Origin of the sequence: Prevotella pallens (assembly GCF_900454935.1) — a bacterium.
Lineage (GTDB): Bacteria > Bacteroidota > Bacteroidia > Bacteroidales > Bacteroidaceae > Prevotella > Prevotella pallens.
The window spans coordinates 298725-311683 of sequence record NZ_UGTP01000001.1 but is presented as its reverse complement, the minus strand read 5'-3'; the positions used below and the strand labels follow the sequence as shown (position 1 = coordinate 311683).

Below are 12959 nucleotides of genomic sequence, written 5' to 3'. Positions count from 1 at the left end.
TTGAAAGAAATCTCCCAAAAGATAAAAGAAAAAAGTCCGAAGCATTTGTCTTTGGGCTTTTTATTGTTGATAAACCTGTACCGTAAACATATATGGACAATATTACTAAATATATTTCTGAAATCACATATACATACAGTTCTGCAAATGTAATAGGAAATAGAGATGGAATGTGATACAGAAACTGTAGAAATTAGGAAGCGAGCTGATTTCTAGCAATGCGGAAATCAACTCGTTAGTCATAATAATTTCTTTTAACGTCTTTTTGTCTTAGATATAAATAGGCTCTGGATAGTTATTCATTTGGAACTATTACTTTAACAATGTTGTTTGCCCATTTTACAAGATACATTCCTATACCTTTTACGTGGAGTTGTGCTGAACCATTACTACTAACAGATTTATCTATAAGAGTCCCATTTGTGGTATAAAGCATTATAGGCTCATTTTTAGAAAGTCCTTCTATATTGATAATTCTGTGTGTAGTATAAATTTTAACAATATCATTCGTATTAGTTTCATTAATTCCGCTTGGATCTACACCGTTATATGGCTTTGGTGCACTTGAACCATAATCATCAATATCTAATGCAAATACAGGCCAATTCTTATCTTTGGCAATTTTCACATCACTTACAAGCGCCATATTCTTTTCGAGAGTACCTGTTGTTTCGGTAACATAGAGTCCCTGCAAATTTAGTCCTCCATAGTCGTCCCATTCGTCTGAACCATAAGCAATATATACAGGTAGTGCTTTCATGAACTCTGTCATGCTTGTTCCTTTAATATTATTGCGTTGCATTTCAATGTGTCGCAAACTTGATTCTGTAGCTAATTTAATTTCAGAAATTGCGTTGTTATAGCAATTTACTTGTTCTACCTTTGGATTTTTGCTAAGGTCGAGCGTGCCTTCAATAAGATTATCTCGACAGATTAACGAGGTGAGTACAGGGTTTTTACTAAGATCAAGTTGTTTTATCTTATTGCCGTAGCAACTAAAATCTGCGAGTGCAGGCATAGAATTGAGGTCTACTTTCTCCAAATCCTTGTTGTTACCACAGTAAAGTGTTGCTAATACAGGCACGTAGTTCACTTCTAGCTTTGTAAGTTCATTATCGTCGCAGTAGATTTCTCGTAATTGTGGTTGATTGGTAATAAGAATTGAAGATAGTCTGTTGCTACTACAATCTATCTTCGTAATTTTTCCGTAAAGCGTTACTTCGGTATCGGTAAGAATCAACTGGTCTTGAGCGTTGTACGATGCACCTTTTATTCTAATTTCTTCTCCTTCTTTTGCGCCAACTTTCAATGATAGGACGTCGCCCACAGCCCTATTGGTTTTAAAAACAATTGTATTAGGATCTGTGCTTTCTTCATTAATGCCTAAAAAGTTTTCGTTCCACTCTTCGTTTGCTTCGTAACTTGCTTTCGCTCCGAAAGGCACATAAAGATAAGCAGTGTAGTTTTTAAACATAACTCCAAATGCTCCAGTATCAGCAGCAGGTGCCTTTATAGCAGCAACGTGTAGTTCGCGTAATTTTTTGCAACCATCTATTGCGCCAACCTTCACTTCGGTAATAGAAGCTGGCCAATACATACGTTCTAAAGCCTCGGCATTGCAGCATAAACTAACAGGAATCGTTTTAACTCCTTCGTTAATATAAATATCCTTAAGGTTTACAGCACCTTCAAATATGCCTTGATAGATAGTTGTTGCTGTTGACAATGTTTTGTATAATGGTCTTTTATCTGCCAACGGATAGACAACAAGTGTGGTTTCGTCAGCATTATAAAGTACGCCATCTACCAGTTTAAAGTTGGGATTATTTTCGATTTCTATCTTTGCAAGTTGCTTACAAGCAGCAAATGCAGCTTGACCAATTTTCTCTAACTTATCATTTAGTATAGCCTTTACAATTTGTGTACCATATAAGGCATTGTCGCCTAATGTTTTTAACGATTTTGGAGCGTTGAATTCTGTAATTGCGGTCATATAAAGTGCATTTCTGCCAATAGTTTCCAGCCCATCAGGAAAATTAATTTCGGATAGATTAGAGCAGTTCATAAAAGCAGTTTCGTTCAGCTTTTTTATGTTTTGGGGTAATACAACCTTCTTTAATTTCAGGCATTTAAAGAAAGCACCGCTTCCTATTGCCGTTATTAATTTAGGAAACATCATTGTAGTTAGTGTTGGGTGCTTGCGTAAAGTGTAAGCCGGAAACGTTTTCGATTCTTTTCCTTCAGTATCTACAATGATTACATCTGTTAGATTTAATACTTCTAACGCACTTGCTTGCATAAGCCCATCAATATCCGAGGTATTAATTTTTCCAGTAACAGTTAGGTTCTTCACGGTTTTAAGTTCTTCACCAAGTGTTACTGATAAAGTTCCTGGTTGTGCAACATCTACAGTTTTAGCCGTTTGTGCACTTGAAGTATAACAGAATAACAACGTTACAAGTAATGTAAGTAAATAAGTTTTTCTCATAACTGTGATGATTTAATTAGACATATAAATGATAACTCACAAGCGATTAATGATAAACCTCTTTTATCAATAAAGAAAAGTAGTTGAGGACTAGTCTCTTTTGGGACCAGTCCTCAATAAATTGAGTTTACACTAACTATGATGTTAGATATTAAATTCAATTTAGAATGTTATTTCAGAATACATTTTCTACCATTTACAATGTAGATACCTGGTTGTAGATGGCGGAGATTTTCTGACTTCTTGCATACTAATATTCCTTCAATAGAGTATACGTCGTAAGCAATGGTTTCATTACGATTGATTGTTTCAATATCGTTTGAAACTTCTATGCTTACTGGAGCAGACTCTGAACCATCAAAGTATACAGCTGTAATGCTATAATCGCGGATAACATCTGTATTGTCTACCATATCTGTGAAGCTTGTCTCAGCAGTATTGCCTTTGAATTCTTTATTGCAATAAACATTGTAGCTTGATAGGATATTACCGGTTTCATAGCTTGCATCGTCAATCATAAAGATAGAGGCTTGCTCCTTAGAAGTATTCTGATGAATGGCAAAATATCGTGTTCCAGCCGGTAGTTTTACACTAATTTCTGTCCACTTTGCAGACTCTTGCACGTATGTATCTCCTATTTTTACAAAGTTCAGTGTATCGGTTCCTGTAGAAGATGCCAATACATCGAACGTTTCTCGTCCGTTAGTTTCCGATTTGATATTGTTTACCCAGAAGTGAATAGTCTGCTCTTTGCCAGATAGTAACGGACTGATAAGCCAGTTGTTGGCTGTAACGTATTCTGTTCCGCCTTTGTTGAACTGATATATAGAGACAGCTGCACGTTTACCAGAGTGTGGTGCCAAACCTTGTCCTGCTCCAAATACATCGCTTGGTTGCCAATTTACGAAAGCAAATTTCTCGTCTTGATGTGGATATGTTCCTTTTTCAGAAAGTGCACCAGCATATCCATTGTCGGCATCAACAGTTGTCCAATCGCCAAAGGTAGTAGACCATGCAGCGTAGTTTTCAAAATCGTCTTCCACTACATTTGTTTCAATATATGGAGCTTTCCATGTCAGTTTCACTTTGTTTTCGCCAGCAGCTGTAGCTTTAAGGTCTGTCGGGCTAGCAAGTTTTGCTGTAATCAGTCGTACAGATGCACTAGCAGTATTATTATTTGTTTCGAGGTCGTTTTCCATCTCAATAGTGGCAGTAAGCTTCATTTCCTGCGATTGGTCTAACGATGTAGTCTTAACGGCTACAGGAATTTTTGCTTGTTGCATTAATAGAAGGTCCTGATCGATGGAAGACTTGTACACTTCTTTCCCATTTGCTGTAACAATAAGCTTTGAACCACGAATGTTATCGAGTCCAGCGTTGGTTACTCTAACATCGAGATTAATAGGTTGTCCCTTCTTAACGCTTTCAACAGCAGTCATTGTTATGGCAGCATCTTTTTGTAATGGGTCTATAACGTTGATGTTATCTACATATATTGGGGTATTCTCGAGCGAAGCAGTTGCTGCACCACGTATTCTAATTCGGAAGTAATCTTGACTTAAGAGTTCAGTTGGCAAATCGAGTATTACGTGATTCCATTTTGCAGTACCAGTTGTTTCGGTTGATAGGTCGTGTGCCCAGAAGTTTATAGATGTCCCATCTTGTTTTACTAATTCGATGGCTAACGAACCTTTTGTGCCAGGTTGTGTATAATAATCGAATAGGAATTTTGGTGAAGCTGCACCTTGCAAACTAATCTTTCCTGTAACAATGGCAGCGGTTCCAGCTTTTGATGGATTGAAAACAATAGCTCCCCCATCGTTATCAACCGTTCTGTCGTTAACAATATCCCACGATATTTCTTTGTTAGGACGCTCAATAGCAAAGAACTGATTTTCGAGCGATAAGTCTTTGAAACTATTATGGAATGGAAGCATATAAGGAGTTCCAACAACTATTGCGCCCACACCATAAAGACTTGAACCCATCGATGTGTTGGCATTAACAGCCCATTGTTTATAGTCTTGTACACCTTCGTTATTTTGTAGCCCATTTACAAGATATTCTGTGCCACCTTGTACCGAACCAATCTTTTCGCCAACAGCTCCAGCATCTGTTACATTATATATATCGTATCTTACTTCTGCTGGAACAATCACGCCTCCATTAGCGCCTTTTACATGTTGCCATGTTATTTTAGCAGAAGAGGTTTGGTCTATGACACGCACCGAAGGAACATCTGGCTTGTCTATACCTACACACACTTTCACAGTAGCTCGTTCGCCGGGTTCATCTCCGTTAAAGGCAATAATAGCATATTCGTTCTTGCCCCTTGTTGCTTTATCATCGGTTGCAGTGATGGTAATTCCTGTTGCAGGATTGTTTATAGTTTTAACAATGTAGTTGCCTTTGCGAATTTCTATCTTAGATATCGCCGACAGCGTAGTTCCATTTGTTGTCTTGGTAGGCGTTTTAAAAGAGAAGTTAGCCTTGAGTGCACCAGACGGATCGGGCGTTGCCTTTACTTCTGTTACAGCTGCTGGTCTTGAAGTTTCTGCCGATTCAATGAATAGAGAGTCCATATAAAGGAAATATGTTTCAGCATCAGATATAGCATGGAAACCAAAGTTATAGTCTCCATCTGTTGTTGGCGAGAATGTATTGCTGTAAGGCTGATATGCTATTGAAGTTAAATTGGTAGGAGGAAGAAGCTCATTGGTCATATTAGATACTGCATTTCCATTTCCCCATTTCACTTCAATGCGTTCAGGATAGTTCTCTAATCCAGCACGTGCCCGGAAGCTAAGTTTGTAGTTCTTTCCACCTTTGAGGTGTATAGAAGGCGTAATCAGCCAGTCGTCTCCGTTTATAAAACTATGCTTATAGAAGAAACAGTTGGTACTTCCACTAAGCCATTTCCACGTTGTACCATCGTGGTTCGCATCAATAATAGTGTAGAGTTCTGCATCAGCCTCTGTTAAGAAATCGTCGAAGTAGGGAACTCTGAATGCGCTTCCTACAGTTTGTCCATTGCTCAATGCGAGTATACTCTGGTGTTTTTCGTTCTTTGCTCTAACAGCGTAGCTATATTTCTTTAGTAAATCGGCTGGAATGTTCTCGCTGTACGTAGTTCCTTCGTTATCGGTTGCAATAAGAATGGTATCGCCATCTACTACTTTATATATGTCGTACTTCAGCGAACCGAGATAACCATTGTGCACTCCTTTGGTTGGAGCTGTCCAGTTTAAGGTTGCATGGTTGGCTGCATCAATATTTAGTCGGACATTCTTTGCGGGCAATGGTGTGTCGAAACCAATATAAGCTTCCTGTTTCTTCTTCGGACTGCGCCCAATTTCGTTACTTACCGTAACGGCAATCTTGTTAATTCCTTCAGGCAATGTAACCGTAGCTTCGCACATATCGCCAGCCTGAACGGTTCCTGTTGCTACTTCGTTCTTATTGCTTGTAATGCTATAATCGAGTGTTCCATTTAACGATTTCCCACCGAATGTCTCATCGGGAGCACGGAACTTAATCTTACCAGTGAGCGATGCTCCAGTAAATTCGTAGCTAAGTGCGCTTACAGCTGCAGGGGCCTTATCGGCTGCTTTGGGAGCAGGAATAGTCAATGCCATAACATTAGTATTACCCAACGCACCAACTTGCGTAAGATGACCATCGGCTAAGTCTACTGTATAGAGCATTGATAAGCCAGTAGAGTCTACCGATGCCCAATAAAACTCATCGGTGCGGGGATCTATTTCTCCACTTTGGAAGTAGGCATTGCCGTCATGGCGTGCTACTTGTATACCTGTTGAACCTTTTAGAGTTTCCTTTCCTGTTGTACGATTTATATGGTAGAAATTGCCATCGGTGGCAACACCGTATGCTTCACCATCGCTTGTAATACCCATTGCAACGTATTGGTGTGCCGATTGTCCAATAGTTGTTCTTGTCATCGTCTGGTAATCTATCACTCCAAACTCTCTCCGTGTAAGGTCGGCATTGTAGAACTGCCCAAACACTTCGCCTGTTTGTGGGTCGTTAGCAGTTTCAGTTGCCACAACACGATAGTCTCTTATTACTTCAGGTTCGCCTATCATTTCCCATGTTCGGGTGTCCCATGCAAAGTGAACAACTAGAATGATGCCCCAGCCCGAATAGGTTGTGTCGAGATAAACTCCATGTAATTGTTCCGCATCTTCGGCTAATCCGCTACCAGCATTGAAGTATCCTTTCTCGTATCCAGCTAAAGGATTGAACGAAATATTTTGTGTTGGATTGAACCAGCATACACCTACGAAGTTGTTTGAGAGGATATTAGCCCACATCTCGAGGTTCGGTAACACCGAAAGAGGGCTGTTTCCAAATTTAGGTGCGTACAATTTGTTTCCATCTGTGGGCTCACGTAATAGCGATGGTTTAGGTTGGGCTATCATCATTTGGTTTAGCAGCGGAAAAGTTTTAACTTCTTTAAACTTCGTATCTGCTTTCTTCGCTTGTGGTAACACCTTCTTTAATATAAAAGGTGTGTCTGATTTCGGCGTGTTTTGTGCCGATGTTGATAATGCCATTATGCTTGCGATGGCAGCGATGGCAAGAAAATGCTTTTTTCTTTTCATGTCTGATTAAGATAAAAATTATAAATTTGGGTAACTGTAGTATGCAACAATTGTGTTGTTTATATGTGTTTGCTAACTAAGTTTCGGTGCAATAGACTCATTGTTCAATACATCTGTTTTAGACGAAACAGATTCTAATATGTTAATAATAGGCTTTTTTCATAATAGTAATGTTTTATATGATACACAAAAAGATATTCAGATGCCTGCAAAGATATAATAATTGTAATTGAATACCAAATTTTATTGATAAATATTGCTCTTCCCATCTACTTTATTTTGTCAACAAAATAATTATGATGTATGCTTTTGTTAAATATGCTACTTAGAGTCTTCCATCTCTTTCTACTGGTTCTAAAAAATATATTTACTTTACTCAATTGGATAACAAAAATGTTCTTCTGAAGTTGTATACTGAATTGTATAACTCCAAAAGAACATTTAAATCTAAGTATTTAAGACAAAAGTCTACAATAGTGAATTCTTATATTTACATACGTAAATCTTTCCTTTAGAGTACGCTCGAATTAATTAAGTCTTTAATGAAGACTTACATAAATATTTTATGTGTGGTATTTCCAACACGTACAATGTAAACACCCTTTGCAGGCATTCTTAATGTATAAGACTTTATCAGGTTGCCTTGCTCTATCATGGTTCCATCTATACTATAAATGGAATAATGAATAGGCGATGAAAGCAAATTAGGAATTTCTATTACGAGTTCGTTGTCTTTCCCATATACCTTACATTGTTCGTTATTACTCATCTTAGGCAAAACTATTCCGGTTGGAAACTTGTCCGTCTCGATGATATTCGTGAAGTAGTTCCAGCCGAAAGCCTGCCGATATTTTTCTCCCGAACCGATGGGAACATAGAGAGGAACATCGTTCGGCGTATATCCGTGAAATGGTCCATCACCGGGATTAACAATTGGATGCTCAGCACAAATGGGCGGTATTGGTGACATTGAATATATCTTTTGTAAGGAAGTCAAGTCGTTAAAGGCTCCTCCTCCGATATATTCTACGGTAGTCGGAAAAACGATGGAGTCAAGGGCACAATAGCTGAAAGCATCCCAATCTATCAATTTAATCTCTGGCGGGAGATTGGTTTTAAGTTTATAACACCATTGAAACGCACTACTATAAATTTTTTTCACGGATTTTGGAATTTCTATTTTTTCTAACTTTGAGCAGTAACTACATAATCTTTGAGGGATTTCTGCAAGTCCTTCAGGCAAGATAATACTCTTTAGTTCCTTATTGTCTGCTAATGCTGCATTTCCTATCTTTTTTACGGTATTAGGCAATATAATCTCTGTAAGTTTTGTAGCATATATAGCAGAAAATCCGATACTATCTAAGCCTTCTGGGAAATTCATTTCTTCCACCCTTGCATAATAGAAAGCAAGCATATCAATGGTTTTAAGCGAAGAGGGGAGAACAATTTTCTTGAGACTATCGCACCATTGAAAGCATCGAATAGGGATTTCCTCAATTCCCTCGGGGATTATCAAAGGATTTACCGCAAGCCATTTATCATCCTCAAAACAACTTTCCCCCAATTTTCTCAACGAAGAAGGAATATTGATCGTCCTCAATGTCAATCCTAAAAATGCACAGAAACCGAACTCCGTAATATCATCAGGAAGGATAATGCGACGGATGTCCAAATAGCGCCCCGAACTGTACAAATTCCAATCGACAAACCCAGAATCTGGAATTTTATTGTTCTCAATCTGTGCATATTGCAAATTGACAATCTGCATAGAGCCATCCCTCGCACAACGAACAATTGTCTTAAAATCGGCTTTATTGATTGGACCATGTACAATTAATGAATCTATCTTGTCCCATTTATCACCCAATACTTGCTCCAACTCTCCATACTTGCTCACGTGAGCATCAAAGAAAGAGGCTTGTCCATACATCTTTTGTGAACAGATTAACACAAAAGGTAACAAAAAAAGTATTATTCTTTTCATATCCTTAAAGTTTTGTTTTATAAAGATTATTGAAATTAACTTATCTTCTATTTTTAATAATTCAAAAACTACATAAGTATCTTGTATACAGCATTGCCCACATATATAATATAAGTATCTCTTGATGGCATTTGCAGGGTGTGTGAAGCTGTGAGATAGCCTTGTTCTATCATTGTGCCTCCTATGCTGTAAACAGAATAACGAACAGGGCAAGCGGGCGTGTTAGGAAACTCTATGAAAAGCTTTCCGTCTCTTCCATATACCTTACATTGTTCGTTATTACTCATCTTAGGCGAAACGATTCCGGTTGGGAACTTATCTGTTTCAATGATGTTCGTGAAGTAATTCCAGCCGAAAGCCTGCCGATATTTTTCTCCCGAACCGATGGGAACATAGAGAGGAACATCGTTCGGTGTATATCCGTGAAATGGTCCATCACCGGGATTATCCATGTCTTCTGCACAATAAGGAGGTATTGTTGCAAGGGAATATATTTTTTTTATGTATTTCCAATTTGCACAACTTCCTCCACCCAAATATTCCAACGAAGCAGGGAAAACGATGGAATCAATTGCACAGTACCATAAAGCATCCTGCTCTATGTGTTTTAGTCCTTCCGGCAAGTCTATCGGTTTAAGTTTTACATCGCCTGCGAAAGCGTCAACTCCAATTTCTATTATAGACTTGGGAATATTCACCTTTTCAAGCAAAGGACACCAGGAAGCAAAAGAGCCGGGAATTTTTGTAATGTGATTGGGAATATAAATTTCTTTCAGATAGGGACACATAGAAAAAAGAAATCCGGGTAATTCATTTAGGGAAGCAGGTATTATCACTTTTTTTATATTACAGCCGGCAAAGGCACCTTGCTCGATTTTCTCCAATCCCTCTGGCAAGTTTACCTCCTCTATTCTTGTGTTGTAGAAAGCTGATTCGCCAATAACTTTAAGTGTAGAGGGTAACACCAATTTCTTGAAGCATTGGCAATTTATAAAGCATTGTGGTGGAATAGACGTGATCCCATCCGGGATAATCAAAGGATCGGTACTCAGCCAATGGCAACTTGAAAAACTGAAAGGACCAAGCTTTCTTAGGCTCTTAGGAAGGTTCACTTGTTCTAATCTCATTCGCGAGAAAGCAAAGTCTCCTATTTCCTGAATACCCTCAGGAAGGATCAGATGACGTATTGGCAGATAAACAACTCCTTGATATGCTCTCGGGTCATCAATAACCTGCCTATCAACCTTATAAAGTGCACGTGTAGGTATCTTATTGTTTTCTATTTGCGCATGTTCCAGGTTCAGCATAGTAAGCTTCCCCTCAAAGCTGCATTTCCACATCGTTGTGAAATCAGCTTCATTGATTGGTCCATGTACAATTAATGAATCTATCTTGTCCCATTTATCACCCAATACTTGCTCCAACTCTCCATACTTGCTCACGTGAGCATCAAAGAAAGAGGCTTGTCCCCACATCTTTTGTGAATAGCTCAACACAAAAGGTAATAAAAAAAGTATTATTCTTTTCATATCTGCAATGTATTTAAATGAAAACCAACTTAATTCCTACTTCTTATGATTGTACACTTACATAAATATTTTATGTGTAGTATTTCCAACACGTACAATGTAAACTCCCTTTGCAGGCATTCTTAATGTATAAGACTTTATCAGGTTGCCTTGCTCTATCATGGTTCCATCTATACTATAAATGGAATAATGAATAGGCGATGAAAGCAAATTAGGAATTTCTATTACGAGTTCGTTGTCTTTCCCATATACCTTACATTGTTCGTTATTACTCATCTTAGGCAAAACTATTCCGGTTGGAAACTTGTCCGTCTCGATGATATTCGTGAAGTAGTTCCAGCCGAAAGCCTGCCGATATTTTTCTCCCGAACCGATGGGAACATAGAGAGGAGTTTCCTTTGGAGTATAACCATAAAACGGACCCTCTCCCGGATTGGGTATATCTTCGGAGCAATAAGGAGGGTTGGCAGAGAGCGAATATATTTTCTTTACATATTTCCAACAAGCACAGCTCCCTCCACCCAAGTATTCCAACGAAGCGGGGAAAACAATAGAATCAACTGCACAATAATAAAAAGCATCGTTTTCTATACGCTTCAAACCTTCCGGCAAGTCTATTGGTTTAAGCATTACGTTACTTCCGAAAGCATAGGCTTCTATTACTGTTACACTCCTTGGAATATTCACTTTTTCCAATAAAGGGCAATCATACGCAAAAGCATTGGGTATTGTGGTGACACCTTCTGGGATTTTTATCTCTTGCAATTTGAGACACAGTGAAAAGGTATATTCGGACAATTCTTTAAGGGTACTTGGCAATATTGCTTTTTTTAAGTCAGAACCCTCAAAAGCAAGCCCTTTGATATACTCCAATCCCTCAGGGAAGTTTGCCTCTTCCACTCTCGTGTTATAGAAAGCTGCGCCTTCGATGGTTTTAAGTGTAGAGGGTAACACCAATTTCTTGAAGCATTGGCAATTTATAAAGCATTGTAGTGGAATAGACGTGATCCCCTCCGGGATAATCAAAGGATCGGTACTCAGCCAATGGCAACTTGAAAAACATGAACGGCCCAACTTCCTTAGGCTCTTAGGAAGGTTCACTTGTTCTAATCTCATTCGCGAGAAAGCAAAGTCTCCTATTTCTTGAATACCCTCAGGAAGGATCAGATGACGTATTGGCAGATAAACAACTCCTTGATATGCTCTCGGGTCATCAATAACCTGCCTATCAACCTTAAAAAGTGCACGCGTAGGTATCTTATTGTTTTCTATTTGCGCATGTTCCAGGTTCAGCACAGTAAGTTTCCCCTCAAAGCTGCATTTCCACATCGTTGTGAAATCAGCTTCATTGATTGGTCCATGTACAATTAATGAATCGATTTTGTCCCATTTCTCACCCAAGACCTGCTCCAACTCTCCATACTTGCTCACGTGAGCATCAAAGAAAGAGGCTTGTCCATATACCTTTTGAGAGGAAAAGAGAATAAAGGACAAAAACACAAACAAATAGTAAAATCTTTTCATCATAACTTCAAAGTATTATATTAAAAAATCATGGCAACAGGGAAAGAGCATTCCCGTTACCGAAATTGCTTTGCAGGAAAGAGAGTTTTTCGCCTTCACTCATTACATTAAGAACAGGGTCATCACAGAGGTAGTAATCCACATCTTGTTCATTAAAACACATCTTGACAATGGAAAATGCCTCTTGCTTTGAAACACTACGCATTAGTTGTTGTGCAATTGCTGAAGAACTAATCAAACAGCAAATCAAGACTATTAGAAATGTTGCTTTTTTCTTCATATTGATTTTTATTAATTAAACTTTTCTACATAATATCTTGTAGGACACGTTTTCTAAATGCCAATTTGTATATTGTTTCCGATTATTCAAATAACAAATAGTAATATGTTGTTCTGCTCTGTCTGCAAATATATAAATAAAAAAACAATATCCAAAAAATTTGCTTATTTTTTTACTTTCTCGTTTCTTTTACCATTTTCTTAATTGAATTTATTCAACTGGACTATTAAAAGGGAGAAGGCTTGTTGTAGTAAAATGTTGGAAATATCATAAAAACAGTATCTGGAAAGAAGTTTACAATAAGTTTTTTGTAATATTAATAGAAAATAGACAGTAATGCTTCGGAGAATGGGACAATTGTGATGCCCCTCACTTCTATTCGATTGAGGCGTTTAGCAATATGTTATTGCTCAGATATATGTAATGATACTTAAATTTGGAAAATAAAGAATAAAAGCTTTTACAATTCTCATCAGAATAAATATCTTTCCGGTGTTATAATATAATGCTATAAACGTAGTGGATTTGT

Annotated in this window: 6 protein-coding genes; all 6 read right to left on the bottom strand. The window is 38.0% G+C overall.

The window, feature by feature from the left end; genetic code table 11:
• Positions 1-295: 295 nt before the first annotated feature.
• Entirely contained in the window at positions 296-2488 is a 2193-nt protein-coding gene (locus tag DX009_RS01265; RefSeq protein WP_115082755.1) for a leucine-rich repeat protein, read from the bottom strand.
• A gap of 170 nt (positions 2489-2658) precedes the next feature.
• Entirely contained in the window at positions 2659-7110 is a 4452-nt protein-coding gene (locus tag DX009_RS01260; protein ID WP_115082754.1) for a choice-of-anchor J domain-containing protein, read from the bottom strand.
• Between the two features lie 550 nt (positions 7111-7660).
• Positions 7661-9097, bottom strand: a complete 1437-nt coding sequence (locus DX009_RS01255) for a leucine-rich repeat domain-containing protein (RefSeq protein ID WP_115082753.1) — start codon at positions 9095-9097, stop codon at positions 7661-7663.
• 68 nt (positions 9098-9165) lie between these two features.
• A complete protein-coding gene (locus DX009_RS01250) occupies positions 9166-10626 on the bottom strand; it encodes a leucine-rich repeat domain-containing protein (RefSeq protein WP_115082752.1) in 1461 nt (486 codons plus the stop codon).
• A 57-nt stretch (positions 10627-10683) separates the two neighbouring features.
• Entirely contained in the window at positions 10684-12150 is a 1467-nt protein-coding gene (locus tag DX009_RS01245) for a leucine-rich repeat domain-containing protein (protein WP_115082751.1), read from the bottom strand.
• A 28-nt stretch (positions 12151-12178) separates the two neighbouring features.
• Positions 12179-12430, bottom strand: coding sequence for a hypothetical protein (locus DX009_RS01240; protein ID WP_115082750.1), 252 nt, complete (start codon positions 12428-12430; stop codon positions 12179-12181).
• Positions 12431-12959 lie beyond the last annotated feature (529 nt).

Bases quoted from the DNA above. Each gene is read 5' to 3' on its own strand.
- DX009_RS01265 (WP_115082755.1), bottom strand. From the start codon at position 2,488: ATGAGAAAAACTTATTTACTTACATTACTTGTAACGTTGTTATTCTGT.
- DX009_RS01260 (WP_115082754.1), bottom strand. From the start codon at position 7,110: ATGAAAAGAAAAAAGCATTTTCTTGCCATCGCTGCCATCGCAAGCATA.
- DX009_RS01255 (WP_115082753.1), bottom strand. From the start codon at position 9,097: ATGAAAAGAATAATACTTTTTTTGTTACCTTTTGTGTTAATCTGTTCA.
- DX009_RS01250 (WP_115082752.1), bottom strand. From the start codon at position 10,626: ATGAAAAGAATAATACTTTTTTTATTACCTTTTGTGTTGAGCTATTCA.
- DX009_RS01245 (WP_115082751.1), bottom strand. From the start codon at position 12,150: ATGAAAAGATTTTACTATTTGTTTGTGTTTTTGTCCTTTATTCTCTTT.
- DX009_RS01240 (WP_115082750.1), bottom strand. From the start codon at position 12,430: ATGAAGAAAAAAGCAACATTTCTAATAGTCTTGATTTGCTGTTTGATT.